At 73.3% G+C, this 20,912-nt stretch carries 18 protein-coding genes; 12 read left to right on the forward strand and 6 right to left on the reverse strand.

Annotation, left to right across the window (positions count from 1 at the left end; translation table 11 throughout):
* Window positions 1-311: 311 nt before the first annotated feature.
* The 3 genes from ACFZA0_RS23845 to ACFZA0_RS23855 all read left to right on the forward strand — a co-directional run bounded on the left by ACFZA0_RS23845 (window position 312) and on the right by ACFZA0_RS23855 (window position 5,740).
* Window positions 312-2,999, forward strand: a complete 2,688-nt coding sequence (locus ACFZA0_RS23845) for an FAD/NAD(P)-binding protein (RefSeq protein WP_391020428.1) — start codon at window positions 312-314, stop codon at window positions 2,997-2,999.
* Window positions 3,000-3,315: 316 nt separating this feature from the next.
* Window positions 3,316-4,656, forward strand: coding sequence for a 6-phospho-beta-glucosidase (locus ACFZA0_RS23850; protein ID WP_391020430.1), 1,341 nt, complete (start codon window positions 3,316-3,318; stop codon window positions 4,654-4,656).
* Between the two features lie 196 nt (window positions 4,657-4,852).
* Window positions 4,853-5,740 (forward strand): sulfotransferase, encoded by an 888-nt coding sequence (locus tag ACFZA0_RS23855; protein ID WP_391020432.1) that lies wholly within the window; start codon window positions 4,853-4,855, stop codon window positions 5,738-5,740.
* Between the two features lie 66 nt (window positions 5,741-5,806).
* Here the strand turns inward: ACFZA0_RS23855 and ACFZA0_RS23860 are convergent, their stop codons facing one another.
* A complete protein-coding gene (locus ACFZA0_RS23860; protein WP_391020434.1) occupies window positions 5,807-7,495 on the reverse strand; it encodes a carbohydrate binding domain-containing protein in 1,689 nt (562 codons plus the stop codon).
* Window positions 7,496-7,702: 207 nt separating this feature from the next.
* Window positions 7,703-8,887 (reverse strand): ATP-grasp domain-containing protein, encoded by a 1,185-nt coding sequence (locus ACFZA0_RS23865; RefSeq protein WP_391020436.1) that lies wholly within the window; start codon window positions 8,885-8,887, stop codon window positions 7,703-7,705.
* A gap of 379 nt (window positions 8,888-9,266) precedes the next feature.
* On the opposite strand from ACFZA0_RS23865, the gene ACFZA0_RS23870 reads away from it, so the two are divergent.
* A complete protein-coding gene (locus ACFZA0_RS23870; RefSeq protein WP_391020833.1) occupies window positions 9,267-10,175 on the forward strand; it encodes a metallophosphoesterase in 909 nt (302 codons plus the stop codon).
* Window positions 10,123-10,812: a 4'-phosphopantetheinyl transferase superfamily protein gene (locus ACFZA0_RS23875; protein WP_391020438.1), complete on the forward strand. Its 690-nt coding sequence runs from the start codon at window positions 10,123-10,125 to the stop codon at window positions 10,810-10,812. The genes ACFZA0_RS23870 and ACFZA0_RS23875 overlap by 53 nt, the downstream gene beginning before the upstream one ends.
* Before the next feature lie 13 nt (window positions 10,813-10,825).
* Here ACFZA0_RS23875 and ACFZA0_RS23880 read toward each other — a convergent pair whose 3' ends face one another.
* Window positions 10,826-11,056, reverse strand: coding sequence for a hypothetical protein (locus ACFZA0_RS23880; protein ID WP_391020440.1), 231 nt, complete (start codon window positions 11,054-11,056; stop codon window positions 10,826-10,828).
* Window positions 11,057-11,287: 231 nt separating this feature from the next.
* On the opposite strand from ACFZA0_RS23880, the gene ACFZA0_RS23885 reads away from it, so the two are divergent.
* A complete protein-coding gene (locus ACFZA0_RS23885) occupies window positions 11,288-12,331 on the forward strand; it encodes an alpha/beta fold hydrolase (RefSeq protein ID WP_391020442.1) in 1,044 nt (347 codons plus the stop codon).
* 38 nt (window positions 12,332-12,369) lie between these two features.
* On the opposite strand, the gene ACFZA0_RS23890 is transcribed toward ACFZA0_RS23885, so the two are convergent.
* Entirely contained in the window at window positions 12,370-13,029 is a 660-nt protein-coding gene (locus tag ACFZA0_RS23890; protein WP_391020444.1) for a helix-turn-helix domain-containing protein, read from the reverse strand.
* Window positions 13,030-13,254: 225 nt separating this feature from the next.
* Here ACFZA0_RS23890 and ACFZA0_RS23895 point away from each other — a divergent pair, with 225 nt between their 5' ends.
* Window positions 13,255-13,926 carry a hypothetical protein gene (locus ACFZA0_RS23895; RefSeq protein ID WP_391020446.1) on the forward strand — a complete coding sequence of 224 codons (672 nt, stop codon included), beginning with the start codon at window positions 13,255-13,257 and terminating at the stop codon, window positions 13,924-13,926.
* Between the two features lie 64 nt (window positions 13,927-13,990).
* Here ACFZA0_RS23895 and ACFZA0_RS23900 read toward each other — a convergent pair whose 3' ends face one another.
* Together ACFZA0_RS23900 and ACFZA0_RS23905 are read right to left on the reverse strand one after the other, a co-directional pair.
* A complete protein-coding gene (locus tag ACFZA0_RS23900) occupies window positions 13,991-14,791 on the reverse strand; it encodes a cache domain-containing protein (RefSeq protein WP_391020448.1) in 801 nt (266 codons plus the stop codon).
* 70 nt (window positions 14,792-14,861) lie between these two features.
* Entirely contained in the window at window positions 14,862-15,602 is a 741-nt protein-coding gene (locus ACFZA0_RS23905; protein WP_391020450.1) for a GntR family transcriptional regulator, read from the reverse strand.
* A gap of 117 nt (window positions 15,603-15,719) precedes the next feature.
* Between ACFZA0_RS23905 and ACFZA0_RS23910 the strand changes: the two genes are divergently transcribed.
* From ACFZA0_RS23910 to ACFZA0_RS23930, 5 genes are all read left to right on the forward strand, one after another.
* The gene (locus ACFZA0_RS23910) at window positions 15,720-16,757 is read left to right on the forward strand and encodes an ATP-binding cassette domain-containing protein (protein ID WP_391020452.1); all 1,038 of its coding nucleotides are present in this window, start codon (window positions 15,720-15,722) and stop codon (window positions 16,755-16,757) included.
* 23 nt (window positions 16,758-16,780) lie between these two features.
* Window positions 16,781-17,983 carry an extracellular solute-binding protein gene (locus ACFZA0_RS23915; RefSeq protein ID WP_391020453.1) on the forward strand — a complete coding sequence of 401 codons (1,203 nt, stop codon included), beginning with the start codon at window positions 16,781-16,783 and terminating at the stop codon, window positions 17,981-17,983.
* A gap of 3 nt (window positions 17,984-17,986) precedes the next feature.
* Entirely contained in the window at window positions 17,987-18,877 is an 891-nt protein-coding gene (locus tag ACFZA0_RS23920) for an ABC transporter permease subunit (RefSeq protein WP_391020455.1), read from the forward strand.
* 10 nt (window positions 18,878-18,887) lie between these two features.
* On the forward strand, window positions 18,888-19,703 hold the full coding sequence (locus tag ACFZA0_RS23925; protein ID WP_391020457.1) for an ABC transporter permease subunit: 816 nt from the start codon (window positions 18,888-18,890) through the stop codon (window positions 19,701-19,703).
* 110 nt (window positions 19,704-19,813) lie between these two features.
* Entirely contained in the window at window positions 19,814-20,812 is a 999-nt protein-coding gene (locus tag ACFZA0_RS23930; protein ID WP_391020459.1) for a substrate-binding domain-containing protein, read from the forward strand.
* Window positions 20,813-20,912 lie beyond the last annotated feature (100 nt).

The raw sequence follows: 20,912 nt of genomic DNA on the forward strand, positions 1-20,912 counted from the left end.
AATGGGACGGGTGCCGTCTGAGATTCCCGTGAGGACTCGGGGCGCCCGCGGACGGTCCCGCCCTGCCCGGCCGGAGGCGCCGCGCGCACTCCGCGAGCCGCCGCGAACGCCCGGCCCGGCCGGATCGTCGCAGGTCGAGACGTTTTGTGAACAGATCATGAACAGCGCGGCGCGGGACTGAGTATCCGCTGAGATCTTCTCCGCGGGCTGGCTTTCCGATCATCTCGATAGGAATAGTGAGGAAGGAAAAGGAGGGCGGAGCTCCGTTTCACCGTTCGTGGCCCCGCCGCCGAGAACCGCCGGAGGTATTCGTGACCGAAGTCCGCAAGCGGCACACCGTGGCCATCGTCGGGGCGGGCGCAGCCGGTGCGCTCACCGCGGTCCAGCTCTGCGAGACGGCGGCCCGCCGCCGGACACCGCTCGACATCGTCCTGGTCGATCCCGCGCCCGAGGCCGGCCGTGGCACCGCCTACGCGACCCGCGACCCGCGCCACCGCCTCAACGTCCCCGCCGGCGGCATGAGCGCCTACCCCGACGACCCGGGCCACTTCACCCGCTGGCTGTGCCGGCACGGCGAACCCACCGTCACCGCCGCCGACTTCGCCACCCGCTACCGCTACGGCGCCTACCTCGCCGACACCCTCGCGCAGGCCGTCGTCCGCGCCCACGGCACCGTCGCGGTACGCCGCCTGCGCACCCGCGCCGAGAGCTGTACCGGCACCCCCGACGGCCGAGTTGAGCTCCAACTCGCCGACGGGGGACACCTGTTCGCCGACAGTGCCGTGCTCGCCACCGGCCCGGCGGCCGGCCCCTCCGGCTGGGCGCCGCCCGCACTGCGCGCGGCGGACCGCTTCGTCGCCTCGCCCTGGACACCCGGCGCGCTCGACGGCCCGCTCTCCGACGCCGACGACGTGCTCCTCGTCGGCACCGGACTGACCTCCGTCGACCTCGCCCTCACCCTCGACCGGCCCGGCCGCACCGTGCACGCCGTCTCCCGCAACGGCCTGCTCCCGCAGCCCCACGCGCTGCGCCCCGCCGCCACCATGTCCGCCCCGGCCGGCCTCGCCGACGCCTCCCTCGGGGGACTGCGCCGCGCGGTCTACGGGCACATCAGCCGGGCCGTGCGCACCCGCGGCGACTGGCGCCCCGCCCTCGACAGCCTGCGCCCGCACACCGCCCGCCTGTGGCGCAGCCTCACCCCCGACGAGCGCGCCGACTTCCTCGCGCACGAGGGCGCCCTGTGGAACTCCCACCGTCACCGCATGGCCCCCGCCACCGCCGAGACGCTGTCCCGCGCCCGCACCGCCCGCCGGCTGCGCGTGCACACCGGCAGCGTCGCCGACGCCTCCGCCGGCGCCGACGCGCTGACCGTCACGCTCACCAACGGCCGTACGCTGCGCGTCGGTTGGGTGCTGGACTGCACCGGGCCCGGACGGCTCTCCGACGACCCGCTGTGGCGTTCGCTGCTCGACTCCGGCGCCGCCGCCCCCGGCCCCCTCGGCATGGGCGTCGCCACCCGCGACGGCCGGCTCGTCGCCGCCGACGGGACCTCCCCGCTGCCCCTGCACACGCTCGGCTCCCCGCGCCGCGGCGAACTGTGGGAGAGCACCGCGATCCCCGAGATACGCGGCCAGGCCGCCCGCCTCGCCCTCGACCTGCTCGATTCCCTGTCCACCTCGGCGCACCGCGCCCGTGCCACCCGCCGCGCCCGCCGCCGCCCCCTCGACGCCCAGGGCCTCGCGCTGTCCACCCACGCCGAGGCCGCCGCCGCGTTCCGCTCCGGCGTCGACCGCGTCCTGAAGGTCCGCGGCGGCGCCGAGGACGCCCTCGCCCGCGCGGTCTCGCTCGACCCGGGCTTCGCCCTCGGCCACGCCGCCCTCGCCCTGCTCGGCCACGAGTGCGGCGCCGACGTCGACGTGCCCCGTGCCCTCGCCGACGCCCAGCGCAGCGCCCGCGAACGCGGCGACGAACGCGAACGCTCCTTCGTCGAGGTCGTCACCCGCCGCGTGCACGGCGACGACGGCGACGCCGCCCTCGTACGGCACGTCGAGACGCACCCCGCAGACGCCCTCGCGCTCGCCGCCGCCGTGCCCACCATCGCCTTCTCCGGGCTCAACGACCTCGACGACGACTTCGCGCTGCGCCTGGTCGAGCACACCTCGCCCGCCTACGACGGCCACTGGTTCCACACCTCGCTCCTCGCCTTCCTGCGCCAGGAGCAGGGCAGGCTGCACGAGGCCGGTGAACTCGCGCACCGCGCGCTCGCCGCCGAGCCCGCCTCCGGGCACGCCGTGCACGCCCTCGCCCACGTCCACTACGAGTCCGGCGCGCACGAGGCCGGCCGCGACTGGCTCGACGGCTGGGTCGCCGGGCAGGGCCGCGGCGCCGTGCACCGCGCCCACTTCTCCTGGCACGTGGCGCTGCACGAACTCGCCCTCGACGACCCGGCGGCCGTGCGCAGGCGCTGGTTCGCGCAGCTCGCCCCCGGCCGGGTCACCGGCGTGCGCGCGCTCGTCGACTCGGGGTCGATGCTCTGGCGGGCCCGCATCAGCGACAGCTGGCAGGGCGACCTCCCCGCCGCCGACGTCCTGGACTCCGTCGCCCGCGACGTCGTCGAACGGCCGGCCACCGCGTTCACCGCGATGCACTCCGCGGTCGCCCTCGCCGCCGTCGGCGACCTGCCCGCGCTGCGCCGGCTGCGCGACCACGCGGCGGGCGCCGACGAGACGCAGCGCGAGATCATCGTCCCGCTGTGCGAGGCGTTCGCCGCCCTCGTCGAACAGCGCTTCCACGACGCGGCACGCGGCCTCGACGCCCTGCTGCCCGTCCTGCGCCGGGTCGGCGGCAGCGCCGCGCAGCGCGAGGTCGTCGAGGAGACCCTGCTGTACGCCCTGGTGTCGGCCGGCCGCTGCGAGGCGGCCCGGCGGCTGCTCGACGCGCGCCTGGACCGCAGGCAGGCCCCCCGGGACCGGCGCATCCGGGCGGCGCTCCCGGCGTAGGCGCCGCCGCGACGACCTGCCCCGCCGCCGCCGGATCGGCGTCGGCGGGGTTGGGGCGGCCTCCGGCCGGGAAGTCCCCTACGGGCGGCCGGGACCGCGTTCTTCCACCTGACAGGGAGGGTCGCGTTCCGCTCCGCCCGCCGTGGCGGCCACCGGCAGCCGTCCGAGGTACGAACACCCGAGGCCCGTCCTCCCGTCGCGGAGGGCGGGCCTCCCGTGCGTCGCCCGCCCGCCGTCGCCCGGGGCGTGCGGCACGGGCCGCGCGATCCCGGGTACGGTCGGGGCCGAAAGACCGGTCGCGTGTGGAGGTACGGGCGTGAAGCTGACGATTCTGGGCGGCGGCGGGTTCCGCGTCCCCCTCGTGTACGGGGCGCTGCTCGCCGACCGCGGCGAGGGCCGGGTCACCCGTGTCGTGCTGCACGACCTCGACGCCGGCCGGATGTCCGCGGTCGCCCGCGTTCTCGCCGAACAGGCCGCGGACGTGCCCGACGCGCCCGAGGTGAGCGTCACCACCGACCTCGACGAGGCCGTGCGGGGCGCCGACTTCGTGTTCTCCGCGATCCGGGTCGGCGGCCTCGCCGGACGCGCCGCCGACGAGCGCGTCGCCCTGGCGGAGGGCGTCCTGGGCCAGGAGACGGTGGGCGCGGGCGGCATCGCCTACGGCCTGCGCACCGTGCCCGTGGCCGTCGACATCGCCCGCCGCGTCGCCCGGCTCGCCCCGGACGCCTGGGTCATCAACTTCACCAACCCCGCGGGCCTGGTCACCGAGGCCATGTCGCGCACGCTCGGCGACCGCGTCATCGGGATCTGCGACTCGCCGGTGGGCCTGGGGCGCCGGGTGGCCCGAGCGCTCGGTGCGGACGCGGGCGCCGACACGTTCGTCGACTACGTCGGCCTCAACCACCTCGGCTGGGTGCGCGGCCTGCGCGTCGACGGCCGCGACGAACTGCCCCGGCTGCTCGCCGACCGGGCGCTGCTCGGCTCCTTCGAGGAGGGCCGGCTGTTCGGCGCCGACTGGCTCCAGTCGCTCGGCGCGATCCCCAACGAGTACCTGCACTACTACTACTTCAACCGCGAGACGGTCCGCGCCTACCAGGACGCCGAGCTGACCCGGGGCGCCTTCCTGCACCGGCAGCAGGACCGCTTCTACGCCCGCGCCGGGAACCCCGGCGTCTCCGCGCTCAAGGCGTGGGACGAGACCCGGGCCGAGCGCGAGGCGACGTACATGTCGGAGAACCGGGACACCGCGGGCGCCGGGGAGCGCGAGGAGGAGGACCTGTCGGGCGGCTACGAGAAGGTCGCCCTCGCGCTGATGCGGGCCGTCGCGCGCGACGAGCGCACCACCCTGATCCTCAACGTCCCCAACCGCGGCACCGTCGCGGCACTGGACGCGGACGCCGTCGTCGAGGTGCCGTGCACGGTCGACGCGCACGGCGCGCGCCCCGTCGCGGTCGGCCCGCTGCCCGCGCACGCCACCGGGCTGGTCGTCTCGGTCAAGGCGGTGGAGCGCGAGGTGCTCGCCGCCGCGGCGTCCGGCTCCCGCGCCACCGCCGTCAAGGCCTTCGCCCTGCACCCCCTGGTCGACTCGGTGAACGTCGCCCGGCGGCTCGTGGACGGTTACCGGGCGGCCCACCCGCAGCTCGCCTACCTCGGATGACGGCCGCCTCCATGAGAAACGGCGCCCGAGAATTAAGAGAAGGGTAAACGCGCTGGTCGGAGCACTCGACCTCGCCGTGGGACAGCCCCGCTTCGCCTGCCGGACACCTTCGGTTCGCCTGCCGCCCCTGAGATGCGCGGAGGGGGGAGCGAGGTCACGAGTGAGGCGCGCGAACAGCGCCGGAGAAGAGTGCGACGTGAGGGATCCGCGTATGTCGGCGGTCGGCCGGGGTCTGAAGCGCCGGGGACGGCTGATGATCCGGGCGGTGAGCCCGCCCCGCCGGGACCGCACCGTGTCCGCCGCGCCGGCCGGGGACGCCGCGGGGTTCACCGCGCCGCCCGCTCCCCGTCTGGTGGACTCGCCCGTCTTCGTGCTCTCGTCGGTGCGCTCCGGCTCCACGCTGCTGCGGGTCCTGCTCAACAGCCACAGCCGGGTCCGCGCACCCCACGAGATGCATCTGCGCACCGTGCACGTGCGGTTGTCGCGCAGCTTCACCCCCGACGCGATGCGTGCGCTGGACCTCGACCGGGCGGAACTCGAACACGTCCTCTGGGACCGCATCCTGCACGTCGAGCTCCAGCGCAGCGGCAAGGACGTCATCGTCGACAAGACACCGCCGAACACCCTCATCTGGCCGCGCCTGCAACGATGTTGGCCCAACGCCCGCTACATCGTCCTGCTGCGCCACCCCGGCGCGGTGATCGAGTCCCTGACCAGCCGGCGCACCGACCCCGACCACGAGGCGATCCGCGCGGAGGTCCTCGCGTACAGCGAGAAGTTGGAGGAGGCCCGGCTCGGCCTCCCCGGCGCCCACGTGGTGAGGTACGAGGACCTGACGGCCGAACCGGAGCTGCGCACAAGGGAGTTGTGCGCCTACCTCGGGGTGCCCTGGGAGAGCGGCATGCTCGACTACGGCGACCGCGACCACGGTGTGTTCCGTCCGCAGCTCGGCGACTGGAGCAGCACGATCAAGTCGGGCCGCGTCCAGCGCGCCCGCATCGCCGACCCGGCCGCCGAACTGCCGCCCCGCCTCGCCGCGATCGCGCGGGCGTGGGGGTACCCGGTAGCGGCACCCCCACGCTGAACCCGCCTGCCGGGCGGACCCGGTGGGCCTTCGTACGGCCGGCCCGCCGGGTCCTCCGGTGTCGCGCTAGCCGGTGAACCCGGCCGTGATGGACGTGAACTGCCAGTCGCTCTGGGCGATTCCGGAGCAGTTCTCCACCACGCCGCCGCCGGCGCACCCGCGGTCGCGGTTGACCGACCAGAAGGCCAGGCGCGCGATGTGGTGGCTGTTGCTCCAGTCGCGGATCTGCGTCCAGATGGCCGGCGTCGTCGTCTCCTGCTGGTCGCTGACACCGTTCATGCCGGAGATCCCGATGTGCGCGTACGCCGTGGCGTCGTCCCAGCCGAAGGTCGACTTGAGCTTCGCCTTCAGGCCCTCGGCCGCGTTCACGGTGTTGCCGTACATGTCGGAGCCGCCGCCGAAGTCGAACGGCATGATCGTGAAGACGTCGATGTCGGCGCCCAGCGACTGCGCCTGCTCGATGAGGCGGTTGCCGTAGTAGGTCGGGCCGGTGGTCGAGGTGCCGAAGGTGACGATGGTCTTGAGACCGGGGTTGTTCGCCTTGACGGTCTTGAGGGCCGTCAGGATCCGGGCCTGCACGGCCTCGTTCTCGAACTCGTCCGTGTTCTCGATGTCCATGTCGATCGCCTTGAGCGAGTAGGCGGAGATCACCTTCTGCAGTGCGCCCGCCAGCGCGCTCGCCGTGGAGCAGTTGGCACCGAGCTTGCTGCCCTGCCAGCCGCCGAAGGACGGTACGACGTCACCGCCCGCCGCGCGGATCTGGTTGATGACCGTCTGGTCCGTGCCGCCGGTCAGCGGCCTGCTGCCGTCCCAGGCGGGGTTGCAGCCGCCCTGGTCGAGCATGAACGCCATGGTGTACCACTTGACGCCGGTCGCGTTCATCACCGTGGTCGCGCTCGGCGGGCTGCCCCAGCCGAGGTAGAGGTAGGGCGCGGCCTGCTTGAACGAGGTGGTCCCGCCGCTGCCCGCACTGGTGGTGACGGCAAGGGAGTTGGAGGCCGCCGAGACGTTGCCGGCCGCGTCGCGCGCCTTCACGGTGAACGTGTAGGCGGTGCCGGCCGACAGCCCGCTGACCGTGGCGCTCGTCCCGGACACGCTGAGCACCTTCGAGGAACCGCTGTAGACGTCGTACGCGGCGACGCCCACGTTGTCGCTCGACGCGCCCCACGACAGCGAGACGCTGGAGGAGGTCTTGGCGGTGGAGGTCAGACCGGTGGGGGCGGTGGGCGCCTGGGTGTCCGTGGTGCCGCCGCCACCGGGCCCGTCGAGGCTGATGTCGTCGGCGTAGTAGGTGCCCTGCGCGTACCAGCCGTGCACGTAGATCGTCGCGCTGGTCTGCGTGGCGCCGGTGGTGAAGGACACGCTGAGCTGGCTGTACGCGGACGGCGACGAAGTCCACGTCGACGCACCGCCGTTGACGCCGAGGTACACGTAGGTCCCGCGCACCCAGCCGGTGAGGGCGTACGTGGTGTTCGGCTGGACGGCCACGGTCTGGGTGCACTGGGCGTTGTCGCTCGCGCTCACCGCGCCGGCGAGGGCCTTGCCGCCGCCGTGCACGGGGGTGGAGACGATCGAGCCCAGGTTGCCGGAGCACGACCAGGGGGAGAGGCCGCCGGTCTCGAACCCGGGGTTGGTGAGCACGTTGGCGGCCTGGGCGGTGCCGGGCAGCGCGACCGCGCCGCCCAGGGCGAGGGCGGCCGTGGCGAGCAGGCCGAGAAGACGACGTCTGGAACGTCCGAACAGTGTGTGGCGCACGCGGGCTCCCTGGAGAATGGGGGGCGGGAGGACAGAGGTGCAGTGCAGTACGGTGCGCCACCAAGTTGGTATGGACCAATCGCGCTGTCAAGATGCCCCGCACGGATTGGTCCAGACCGGTGCGGGGGAGCGGGGCGGCGGGCGCCCGCGCCAAAGCCCCTCGCGATCAGGTGAGTTGGCCCCCGCCGCAGCGGCAGGGGCCGGGTGTCAGTACGCCGGAGTGGACGCCCCCGCGCCGCTGTCCGCGGCGGCGAGCCCCGAACGGTGGGCCTGCGCCTGCGGCGTCATGCCCTCGGCCGGTGCCTCCACCGGGGCGGGAACCGCCGGCAGCAACGGCTCCGGCTCCTCCGTGCGCTGCTGCGGCACCGAGACCGGCCGCAGCGGACGCGGTCCCGACACGACTGCGTAGTCCTGCCCGAGGAACGGCGGCACGATCTCGCCCGTCTCCTCGCCCAGCGCCAACTGCACGGCCGCCCAAGGGGCGTTGATCCCGCACTGGGAGAGCTGGTGGAGTCCGCCGGCCGGCCGGGTGTTGACGTCGAGGAGCACCGGCCGCTCCCCGTACATCCGGAACTGGATGTTCGACAGGTAGTGCAGGCCGAATCCCTCGGCGATCCGCCGGGCCGGTTCCAGCCACTGCTCGTGCAGCGTGAAGCCGCGGCGGCGGCCGTTCTTGGTGCGGCCCACCGCGAGCCGGACCAGGTTGTCGGGTCCGGTGAGGCAGTCCACCGACACCTCGGGCTCGGTCAGCCGCGGCATCACCAGCAGGTCGACGGGCTCCTCCGCCCGGTCCAACGCGTCCACGACGAGGTCGAGTTGCACGTACGGCGTCGGGAAACCGGCGAGCTGCGCCACCGAGAAGGGCGTGCGGGTCACCACCCGGAACCCCACCCCGCCGGCCCCGGACGCGGGCTTGAAGCACGCCCTGTGCCCGTCCGCCTCCAACTCCTCGACGGCGGCCACGAGTTCACCGGACGTGCGGGCCCGGAACCACGGCGGCACGGGCACACCTATCGCCCGGACCGCCTCGTACGCGGTCGCCTTGTCCTCGAAGACCGCGACGGCCTCCGGCGTCGGCGCGAGCAGCGCGGTCCCGGCCGCCCGGAAGTCGGCGCGGTGCGCGACGATCGCCGCCTGGTGCAGCCGGGGCACGAACACGTCGATGCCGCGCCGCACGCACTGGTCGAGCGCGTACTCGACGTACGCGGCGGGGGAGAGGCCCTCGGGCTCCAGGTCCGCGGTGTCGGCCGCGGCGAGCACGGGCGAGTCGGGGTCGGCGTGCGTGGCATGGATCTCGACGGCACGGTCGCTGGGATTTCTCCGCAGCTGGTCCATGAAGAACACGTTCTCCGCGTACGTGCGGTTGAGCCAGACGCGTACGCGAGAGACCATGCAGGCCGCCTTCCGGGTTCGCGGGCACGACGGATCGGGCCGTGCCCGGCCAGGGGGAATGGAGGGACACCGAACCGCCCCTGCGCTACGGCGGGTTGAGCGGTGGTGTTGCGGCGATCATACGGCCGCCGAAGCCCGCGGCGTGCAACGCGCGTGTTACGGAATTCCGGACCCGGCGCGCTCCCCGCGCGGGCCCGTCGCGGGCGCCCGCGCAGGTGCGGCACCGGTCGCGCGCCCCCCGCCCGCCCCCGCGCGCACCTCCGGTACCGGAGCGTGCCACCGGGAAGCACTTGTCCGCCGGCCGCGGTCTGTGCTGTCGTGGTCACGATCTCGGACGCGCCGGGCGGCCGGGGGCCGACGGGGAAAGGGGAACGCGGTGGTGGAGCCGTCGGGCGACGGGGCGGCACAACTGCTCGCCATCAGCGACCTGCACGTCGGCCACGACGAGAACCGGGCCCTCGTGGAGGCGATGCGCCCCTCCTCCGAGGGGGACTGGCTGATCGTCGCCGGGGACGTCGCCGAGACCGTCGAGGACGTCCGCTGGGCGCTCGCCACCCTCACCGACCGCTTCCGCCGGGTGATCTGGACACCGGGCAACCACGAACTGTGGGCCCACCCGAGCGACCCGGTCACGCTGCGCGGCGTCGCCCGCTACGAGCACATGGTCGCGCTGTGCCGCGCGCTCGGCGTCACCACGCCCGAGGACCCGTACCCGGTGTGGACCGGCCCCGGCGGACCCGTCGCGGTGGCACCGCTGTTCCTCGGCTACGACTACTCGTTCCTGCCGCCCGGCTGCGCCACGAAGGAGCAGGGCCTGGCCTACGCCCGCGGCACCGGCGTCGTCTGCACCGACGAGTACGTGCTGCACCCCGACCCCTACCCGACCCGCGAGGCGTGGTGCCGGGCGCGGGTCGCCGCCACCGAGCGCCGGCTCGGCGAACTGCCCGACGACATGCCCGTGGTGCTCGCCAACCACTACCCGCTGCACCGGCACCCCACCGACGTGCTGTGGTACCCGGAGTTCGCCATGTGGTGCGGCACCACGCTCACCGACGACTGGCACCGCCGCTTTCCCGTGGCGGCCGTGGTCTACGGACACCTGCACATCCCGCGGACCACCCACCACGAGGGCGTCCGCTTCGAGGAGGTGTCGGTGGGCTACCCCCGAGAGTGGCGCAAGCGTTCGGAACCCCCGGGCCGGCCGCGCCGCATTCTGCCGATGGAGGTCGGACCAGGTGATCGAGGAGCTGCTCCCGGGCTCGGTGGTGGCCGTGGAGGCACACGGTGACGAAGAGGCCGAGCAGGTCCCGCTCTATCCGGAGGAGGCCGCCGTCGTCGCGCGGGCGGTCGACAAGCGCCGCCGGGAGTTCACCGCCGTCCGCGCCTGCGCGCGGCGCGCGATGGAGAAGCTCGGCATCGCGCCGAGGCCGGTGGTGCCCGGCGACCGCGGCGCCCCCACCTGGCCCGCCGGGATCGTCGGGAGCATGACCCACTGCGACGGCTACCGCGCCGCCGCGCTCGCCCGCGCCACCGACCTGGTGAGCCTCGGCATCGACGCGGAGCCCCACGGCCCGCTCCCCGAGGGGGTGCTCGCCACCGTCACGGTGCCGGACGAGATCGGCAGGCTGCGGGCCCTGGCCGACGCCCGGCCCGACCTGCACGGCGACCGCGTGCTGTTCAGCGCCAAGGAGTCCGTCTACAAGGCGTGGTTCCCGCTCACCGGCGCCTGGCTCGACTTCACGGAGGCCGACATCGAGATCCGGGTCGCCGAGGGCGCGGCGGAGGCACCGGCGCACGGCTCCTTCCGGGCCGAGCTCCTCGTCCCCGGACCGTGGGTGAACGGCCGCCGCCTCGGGCACTTCGACGGCCGGTGGGCGGTCCGGCGCGGGCTGGTGATCACGACGGTGACGGTGCCGCACGCATAGGGGGCCCCGACGCTCAGCTGTCCGGGCACCACTGCCGTACGAGGCCGAAGAACTCCTCCTCGTTGCCCGTCAGGCCCGCCTCCGCCAGGGCCTGTTCGGCCTCCGCGAGGACACCGGGCGGTACGACGGGCGGTAGGCCGCCGCGGGCGGACGGCCCGTCGAACGCGGCGCGCACCGTGTGCAGGAGCCGCAGATAGGCCTGGACGGCGGTGCGTTCACGGTCGGTCAGTACGGCGGTGGGCATCGGTCGGCTCTCCCCGGTCGGCTGCGCACGGCCACCCGGTTCGGTGGCGCGGGGCGTCCCGCACGGCCGGGACACCCCACCAGCTTGCCGCCCGGCACTGACAATGCCCGCCGACCGCACGACGGTTCGCCCGCTTAGCGGAGGCGAAACCTTCCCGAAACGCCCCGGACGACAGCGGTCCTACGCTGGAACCGGGTCCGGCCGGTCCGGGCCCCGAAGGGGAGGCGAACGGTGGCCGACGGTCCGGGCAGGCACGCCACCGGTTCCGGACGGCTGCGTTCGGTGCGGGCAGGGGAGTGCGAACCGCGCTACCGGACGGTGCACGGCTATCGCCGGGCCTACCGCATGGCGGGCGAGGGTCCCGTGCTCGTCCTCGTGCACGGCATCGGCGACTCCTCCGCCACCTGGGCCGACCTGATCCCCGACCTCGCGCGCACCCACACGGTCATCGCACCCGACCTGCTCGGGCACGGCGCCTCCGACAAGCCGCGCGCGGACTACTCCGTCGCCGCGTACGCGAACGGACTGCGCGACCTGCTCACCGCGCTCGGCGTCGACTCGGCGACCCTCGTGGGGCACTCGCTGGGCGGGGGAGTGGCGATGCAGTTCGCCTACCAGTTCCCCGAGCGCACCGAGCGGCTCGTGCTGGTCAGCGCGGGCGGCGTGGGCGGCGAGGTGAACCCGGTGCTGCGGCTGGTCTCCCTGCCCGGGGCCCACTTCCTGCTCTCCGGGCTGCGCCTGCCGGGCATGCGGTTCAACGTGGGCCTCGCCCTGGGGCTGTTGCGGCTCCTGGACACCGATCTCGGCCGGGACGCACCGGAGTTGCTCGACCTGGTGGACGCCCTGCCCGACGAGACCTCCCGCAACGCCTTCGTGCGGACCCTGCGGGCCGTCGTCGACTGGCGCGGCCAGGTCGTCACGATGCTCGACCGCTGCTACCTGACCGCGGGCATGCCGACCATGCTGCTGTGGGGCGACCGCGACAGTGTGGTCCCCGTCCGGCACGCGTACGGGGCCCACGAGGCGATGCCGGGCAGCCGGCTGGAGATCTTCGAGGGTGCCGGGCACTTCCCCTTCCACGCCGACCCCGCCCGATTCGTCGCCCTGGTCGAGGAGTTCACCCGCACCACCGCCCCCGCCGACTGGAGCCGCGACCACTGGCGCGAGCTGCTGCGCGCGGGCAGGCCGGACACCCCCGCCGGGCGGTCGGGCACCGAGGGGGGACGGGCCGCGGAACGGGACCCGCGCGGGGCGGGCGAGCGCGGCGCCACCTGACCGGTGGCCCGAAACGGCGACAACCGGCCGGCAGGGGTTCAGGGTTCGGTGCGCCGGACGTTCTCCAGGAGCATGTCCAGCCATTCGGCGACCTTGTCGCGGTGCTGGTCGGTGGGCAGTTGCGCGGCCCGCCACGCGATGCCCCGCACACCGTGGTCCTGGAGCAGCCGGCCGAGCGGGTCCTCGGCCGCCTCGGCGGCGGACTCCCGTTCACGGTCGGCCAGTTGCTGGAGCAGCTCCTGCTCGGTGTGCTGGAGGGCGCCCGCGAGCGCCTCGGGGTCCTCGGCGGTGAGGAAGCCGGCGTGCACGCGGAAGAACCGCTGGAGGGCGTCGCAGTGCTCCATCGTGGGCCGCCGGTCGCCGTTGATGAGGGCGCCCGCCTGCTGGCGGGACATGCCCGCGCCGTCGGCGATCTCCTGCTGGGTGTAGCGGCGTCCGTCGGGCCTGAGCCGCGTGCGCCGCAGCAGGCCGAGGCGTTGCAGGAACCGGGACTGCACGTCGGGCTCGCCCGCGGGCCGGCCGCTCAGCAGGGCGCGCACCACGGTCTCCGGCACGCCCGACGCCGCCGAGAGGCGGGCATGGTCGAACACCTCGGAGTGCGGGACGCCCAGCCGGTCGGCGAGGGTGCGGACGCGGGCGGCCAGGCTCGGCAGCGCTTCCGTCGCCGTGGCGCCCGGAGTACCGAAACCGTCCGTCACCGACAGATCTCCTACGTCTCGCACGGAGTTCTCACCAGCCGATCGCTGTGAACGTCCCGGAGAGTAGCCCTTCGCCCGAACCCGCATCCAGGTCTCGCCACAACTGTGGCCAATTTCAGCCTTCAACAGGCATGAAATGCCACGATAGTTGACACCGCTCGCCTCCGGGCACGAGTATCGGTGCGCCGCGCGAAGGCCGCAGGGGCAAGAGGGGTGGACCTCCCGATGGCGTATCAGGCAGGAGGGCGGCGACCGGCAGCCGGACCCGCCCCGGAGAGTCTTGAGGCTCAGGCGTACGTGCAGGACTACGCCGTGCTGCTGGAGTCGGTTCCCTTTCCCTCCGTCGTGGTCGACCACCGCTGGGACGTCGTCCTGGCCAACAGCGCGTTCCAGTCGCTCTTCCGCGGGATCGGCCCGCACCCGACCGCCATGCCGTGGGACAACTTCCTGCGCTTCGTGCTGTTCCACCCCGACGCGGGCACGGTCCTCGGCGAACGCGAGGCCCGCTGGTGCCTGCCGATGCTGGCGCACTTCGCCTCCGCGGTCGAGCGCCACGCGCACGACCTGACCCTCCAGGCGATCCGCCGCGACATCGCGCAGGACCCCATCATGGAGGCCGCCTACCGGCAGGGGCTGCCGCACTGGATCCGCGCGGTCGGCGCGGAGGCCGTCGAGCACGACGGCGCGGTGCGCCCGCTGCTGCACCCGGACCCGCGATGGGCCGCGACCGAGTGCCGGATCATCGGTGAGACTCCCAAAACCCTTCAGGACATGGGCTGTTCACGTCTTACACTGGTGCCGCGCGAGGAGCGCAGGCCGACTCCCGCCACCCGCGGGACGCGTCGCGCGCCGCGCGGCGCGGGACACCTCAGCGTGGTGCCCGCACCCGAGGCCTGACCCGGCACCGTCGGCGTTCAGGTCGCCGACGGCGCCGGGTCCCCGCATCCCGCCACCGGGCAGCTCAGCCGTCGTCGCGGGCGACGACGAGGACCAGCGGCACACCGCGGCACGGCACCAGCCGCGCCCCCGCGCAGGCACCCGTGCCGGCCCGCGTCCCGGTCCCGTCGAGCACCGCCGCGAAGTCCGGCCCCCTGGTCAGGGAGCCCGCGAGCCGGCCGGGGTCGGCGGAGGCCGCGACCCGGCCGCGGGCGTTCACCAGGTGCGCCGGGCCCGGGAGCAGCCGCAGCAGCGGCAGCACCGCCGTCTCGAAGTGCCGCAGGTACACGTCGGCCGCCGCCACCCCCGCGAAGCGCCCGTCCACCTCCACGGGCGCCGACAGGGTGAGGCTGTACTCGTCGGAGCACAGGTAGTCCACGTAGGGGCCGGCGATCGCGCGCCGCCCCGTGTCGCGGGGCAGCGCGAACCAGTCCCAGTGGGTGTAGTCCGAGTAGGCCGACCGGCCGGGGTCCAGGTCCAGCAGCAGCGGCCGTACGTCGCCCCGGGCCGTGGTCTGCCACCACTCCAGCCAGGCCGGTACGTCCGACAGCAGTCCGGGTGCCGCGACGAAGCCCGCGCCGGACACCAACTCCTCGCGCATCAGCCGCAGATGGAGCCCGGGGCGCAGGGCGGCGAGGTCCGCGGTGGCCGGTCCGCGGCCCTCCGCGGCGACCCTGCCGAGCAGCGCGGCGGTGTCGGCCCGCGTCGCCTCCACGGCCTCGAAGACGGCTTCCAGGGCGCCGCCGACGCGGGCGGCGACGTGCTCCAGGACGGACGCGTCGCGCACCGCCGCCGCCCTGCCGGCGAGACCGGGACTGCTGCGCATGGGCGCTCTCCAGCGAAGGGGGCCGGACGCGGCACGGACCGGGAGCCGTGCGCCCGTCGCGGGGCGCGCCCTACAGGGCGAGCCGCAGGGCGACGAGCCGCGCGGCCGATTCCCGTACGCACCGCTCGGCCAGCGTGCGGGCCGAATCGTGGGCCCCATCCTGCACGGCCGAGATTACGGACCGGTGACGGAGCGCGACTTCTTCACGATATTCGTCGTCGCCGAGCACCAGGCAGAGCAGCGCCCCCATCTCGGTCTGGAGCGCGACCTGTTCGCGGGTGAGCCGGGCCGACTGCGCCGCCGCCGCGAGCTCCACGTGGAAGCGTCCGTACACCCGGCTGCGGGCCGCCGCGTCCTCGGCGAGCGACAACTCCTCGGCGCTGCGGCGCAGTTGTGCCAGATCGTCGGGTTCGGTGCGCTGCGCCGCGAGCAGTGCGGCGGTGCCGGACAGGGCCGCCCAGTGGTCGCCCAGATCGCGCAGCTCCTCGCTGCTCCAGCCGCGCAGCCGGTCCTTCAGCCGTTCCTCGCCCGGGAGTTCGGGGAGCGCGACGAAGCTGCCGCCGCCGCGTCCGCGCCGGGTGGTGACCAGGCCCTGCTGGCGGAGTGCCATCAGTGCTTCGCGCAACGTCACGGTGGAGACGCCGAGTTGCCCGGCGAGGTCGCTCTCGCCCGGCAACTGCTCGCCGTCGGCGAGCAGCCCCAGCTCGATGGCGTCGCCGATCCTGCGGACCACCGCGTCCACGCGGGCCCCGTTCTCCACGGGCGCGAAGACCGCTCTGCGGGCGCCGCCGTCCATGTGCTGCTGCCTCACGGGCCTTCACCACCTTGTGCGTTGACTCAACCTTTACCCTAAGGGGGTCTTGAGCTTTGAACTATGACTTCATATGTTTCCGTCCAACGTACGAGCGCACCAGAAAGGTTCCCGCCCATGGAGGGAATGGCGGTCCGCCTCACGGACCTGCGGAAGTCGTTCGGCGGGACGACGGCGGTGGCCGGCATCGACCTGGAGATCGCGGACGGCGAGTTCTTCTCCATGCTCGGGCCCTCCGGGTCCGGCAAGACCACCGTGCTGCGCCTGATCGCCGGCTTCGAGACCCCCACCGGCGGGCGGATCGAACTGGCCGGGCAGGAGGTCACCGGCCTCGCGCCCTTCGAGCGCGACGTGCACACCGTCTTCCAGGACTACGCCCTGTTCCCGCACATGACCGTCGAGCAGAACGTCGCCTACGGCCTCAAGGTGCGCCGGGTCCCCAAGGCCGAACGCCTCGCCCGCGCCCGCGAGGCGCTCGCCGGGGTACGCCTCGAAGGATTCGGCGCGCGCCGCCCCGCGCAGCTCTCCGGCGGCCAGCGTCAGCGTGTCGCCCTCGCCCGCGCCCTGGTCGGCCGTCCCCGCCTGCTGCTGCTCGACGAACCGCTCGGCGCCCTCGACCTCAAGCTGCGCGAACAGATGCAGGTCGAACTCAAGGCGATCCAGCGGGAGGTGGGCATCACCTTCGTCTTCGTCACCCACGACCAGCAGGAGGCCCTGACGATGAGCGACCGCATCGCCGTCTTCGACCGGGGCCGGATCGAGCAGGTCGGCACCCCGGCGGAGATCTACGAGCGGCCCGCGACACCGTTCGTCGCGTCGTTCGTCGGCACCTCCAACCTGCTCGACGGAGAGAGCGCCGAACGCGTGGTCGGCGCCGCGGGCACCTACAGCGTCCGGCCGGAGAAGATCCGCGTCCTCGCCGAGACCGCCCCGCCCGACGAGGCGGACCACACCTCGGCCGTGGGCACCGTCGCCGAGGCGGTCTACCTGGGCGACTCGACCCGCCTCCTCGTCGACCTGGACGCCGGCGGACGCCTCACCGCCCTCCGGCAGAACCTGGAGACCTCCGCCGAGGACGTCGCCGCCCTGCGCGGCAGCCGGGTCCGCCTCCGCTGGCACGACCGCCACAGCGTCCGCGTCCCGGACGCCGACTGAGCACCACGCCACGCCCCTCACCGATGGAGATCGACGTGCGCCTCACCCGAACCATCAAGGCAGCGGCGGCACTTGCCGCCCTCACCCTGGCCGCGGCCTGCGGCTCCTCCGACGCGGGCGGCGGCTCCGCCCTGCACCCCCCGAACCTCAAGGCCCCGTCGAAGCTCGGCAAGAGCGAGGGCGAGGTCAACCTCATCGCCTGGGCCGGCTACGTCGAGGACGGCTCGGACGACCCCGCGGTCGACTGGGTCGGCGACTTCGAGCAGCAGACCGGCTGCCAGGTCAACTCCAAGGTCGCCGCCAGCTCCGACGAGATGGTCAAGCTGATGAAGACCGGCCAGTACGACGCGGTCTCCGCCTCCGGCGACGCGTCCCTGCGCCTGATCGCCTCGGGCGACGCGGCCCCCGTCAACACCGCCCTGGTGCCCAACTACAAGGACATCTACGGCGACCTGAAGTCGCAGGCCTGGAACTCCGTGGACGGCAAGGCGTACGGCATACCGCACGGCCGCGGCGCCAACCTGCTGATGTACAACACCGACAAGGTCACCCCCGCCCCCACCTCCTGGTCCGCGGTCTTCGACGACGCGGCGACGTACAAGGGCCACGTCACCGCGTACGACTCGCCGATCTACATCGCCGACGCCGCCCTCTACCTGAAGGCGACCCGGCCGGAGCTGAGGATCAAGGACCCGTACGCGCTCGACCAGAAGCAGTTCGACGCCGCCGTCGCGCTGCTGAAGAAGCAGAACGCGGACATCGGCGAGTACTGGAGCGACTACCTCAAGGAGGTGTCCTCCTTCAAGAGCGGCGACTCCGTGGTCGGCACCACCTGGCAGGTGATCGCCAACCTCACCGCCGACGAGGGCGCCAGGGTCAAGGCGTTCGTACCGAAGGAGGGTTCGACCGGCTGGTCCGACACCTGGATGATCTCGGCCAGGGCGAAGCACCCCAACTGCGCCTACAAATGGCTGAACTGGATCGTGTCGCCGAAGGTCAACGCCGAGGTCGCCGAGTACTTCGGCGAGGCCCCCGCCAACGCGAAGGCCTGCGGGGAGACCAGCGACAAGACCTTCTGCGACACCTACCACGCCGCCGACACGGCGTACTGGAAGAAGATCGCGTTCTGGAACACCCCCATCGAGCAGTGCCTCGACGGGCGCACCGACGTCCGTTGCGTGCCCTACGCGAAATGGGTCCGGGCCTGGACCGAGATCAAGGGCTGAGCCGTGACCGCCACCACGCCCGCCGCCGGACGGGGCACCGTCCGGCGGCTCGCCGGGGCACTGCACCGCCGGCCCCGGCTGTCCCTGTCCCTGCTGCTGACCGCCCCGCTGCTGTGGCTCGCCGTGCTCTACCTCGGCTCGCTGGCCGTGCTGTTCGCCTCCGCGTTCTGGACCACCGACTCCTTCACCTCCGAGGTCGTGAAGGTCTGGACGACGGACAACTTCCACGAGCTGTTCACGACCCCCGTCTACCGCCAGGTGGTGCTGCGCAGCGTCGGCGTCGCACTGTCCGTCACGGTGCTGTGCGCGCTGATCGCCTGCCCCGTCGCGTTCTACACCGCCCGCGTGGCCGCACCGCGCCGCCGACCGCTCCTGGTGGTCGCCGTGCTCACCCCGCTCTGGGCGAGCTACCTGGTCAAGGTGTACGCCTGGCGGCTGATCCTGGCCGAGGGCGGTCCGGCCGACTGGATGCTGCGGCCGTTCGGCCTGGACGGACCCGGCTTCGGCCTGCCGGCGGCCGTCATCACCCTCACCTACCTGTGGCTGCCGTACATGATCCTGCCCGTCCACACCGCGTTGGAGCAGCTCCCCGGCAACCTGCTGGACGCCTCCGCCGACCTCGGCGCGCGGACGTGGCGCACCCTCCGCTCGGTCGTCGTGCCGATGGTGCTGCCCTCGCTGGCGGCCGGGTCGGTCTTCACGTTCTCGCTCAGCCTCGGCGACTACATCACCGTCCAGATCGTCGGCGGCAAGACCCAGCTCGTCGGCAACCTCGTCTACTCCAACATCGAGCTCAACCTGCCCATGGCCGCCGCGCTCGGCACGGTCCCGGTCGTCGTGATCGTGGTCTACCTGCTCGCGATGCGCCGCACGGGCGCGCTGAGCAGTCTCTGAGGAGCCCGTCGTGCGACTCTCCCGTTCCGCGCGCGTCGCCCTGCGCGCCGCCGCCGGGCTCGGCTTCGCGGTGATCTACGTGCCGCTGCTGCTCGTCCTCGTCAACTCCTTCAGCCCCGACCGCAGCGCGAGCTGGCCGCCGTCCGGCCTCACCACGCACTGGTGGTCGGTCGCCCGGCACAACTCCGGTGCCCGCGAGGCGCTGTGGACGTCTGTGCGCGCCGGGCTCGGCGCGACGGCGATCGCGCTGGTGCTCGGCACCCTCGTCGCGTTCGCCGTCGCGAGGTTCCGTTTCTTCGGGCGCGACGCCCTGTCCTTCGTGGTGGTGCTGCCGATCGCGTTGCCCGGCATCGTCACGGGCATCGCGCTCAACTCCGCCTTCAGCACGGTACTTGAGCCGCTCGGAGTGGGTCTCGGGCTGTTCACCGTGGTCGTCGGACACGCCACGTTCTGCATCGTCGTCGTCTTCAACAACGTCGTCGCGCGGCTGCGCCGAACTTCCGGTTCCTACCAGGAAGCGGCGATGGACCTCGGTGCGCACACCTTCCGGGCCTTCCTCGACGTCACCTTCCCGCTGGTGCGTTCCGCGCTCGTGGCCGGTGCCCTGCTCGCCTTCGCGCTGTCCTTCGACGAGGTCGTGGTGACCACCTTCACCGCCGGCCCCGGAGTGCAGACGCTGCCCCTGTGGATCTTCGCCAACATGACCCGGCCCCAACAGGCGCCCGTGGTCAACGTGGTGGCCGCGGTGCTCGTGCTGCTGTCCGTCGTGCCGATCTACGTGGCCCAGCGGCTGTCGGCCGACACCGCGGGCGCGAGCCGCGTCTGAGCCGGCCCGGAGCCGACCCGGAGCCGTGCGGAAGGGGCGGATTCCGGCCACCCAGAATCGACCAGTCCGCAGCGCAAGTAGCTTGCATTTCTTGCGCTATTCTTGCGCGCATGACGCGACGACTTGCTGAAGTGGCGAAAAAGGTCGGGGTCAGCGAGGCCACGGTCAGCCGGGTGCTCAACGGCAAGTCCGGGGTCTCCGAGGCCACCCGGCAGGCGGTGCTCTCCGCGCTGGACGTGCTCGGCTACGAGCGGCCCACCCAACTGCGCGGCGAACGGGCCCGGTTGGTCGGCCTGGTGCTGCCCGAGCTGCAGAACCCGATCTTCCCCGCGTTCGCGGAGGTGATCGGCGGCGCACTGGCCCAGCTCGGCCTCACACCCGTGCTCTGCACCCAGACCCGCGGCGGTGTCTCCGAGGCGGACTACGTGACCCTGCTGCTCCAGCAGCAGGTCTCCGGAGTGGTGTTCGCGGGCGGACTCTACGCCCAGGCGGACGCCCCGCACGACCACTACCGCCAGCTCGCCGACCGCAACATCCCCGTCGTGCTGGTCAACGCGTCCATCGAGCGCCTCGGCTTCCCCGGCGTCTCCTGCGACGACACGGTGGCCGTGGAGCAGGCCTGGCGGCACCTGGTCTCGCTGGGGCACGAGCGCATCGGCCTCGTCCTCGGCCCCTCGGACCACCTGCCGTCCCAGCGCAAGCTCGCGGCCCTGCGGGCGCTGACCGACAACCTGCCCGACAGCCGGGTGGCGCGGGCCATGTTCTCGATCGAGGGCGGCCACGCGGCCGGCACGAAACTCATCGACCGGGGTGTCACCGGTTTCATCTGCGCAAGCGACCCGCTCGCCCTCGGCGTGGTGAGGGCCGCGCGCCGCAAGGGACTTGACGTCCCGTCACGGATCTCCGTCGTGGGCTACGACGACTCCGCGCTGATGAACTGCACCGAGCCGCCGCTGACCACGGTGCGCCAGCCCATCGAGGCGATGGGCAAGGCCGTGGTGGAGTTGCTCAACGCCCAGATCGGCCGCACCTCGGTCCCCGCCGAAGAGCTTCTGTTCGAGCCGGAGTTGGTCGTGCGCGGCTCGACCGCGCAAGCTCCGCGCGACTGAGATCCATTCTGCTGTCGAATAATTACAAATCCTGCGCGATATCTTGCGGACAGATGTCGGCGGTGCTTGAGTGTGCGGCGCCAGCACGGCGGTGTGCGGC

This window comes from Streptomyces sp. NPDC008150 (assembly GCF_042956945.1).
Taxonomy (GTDB): domain Bacteria; phylum Actinomycetota; class Actinomycetes; order Streptomycetales; family Streptomycetaceae; genus Streptomyces.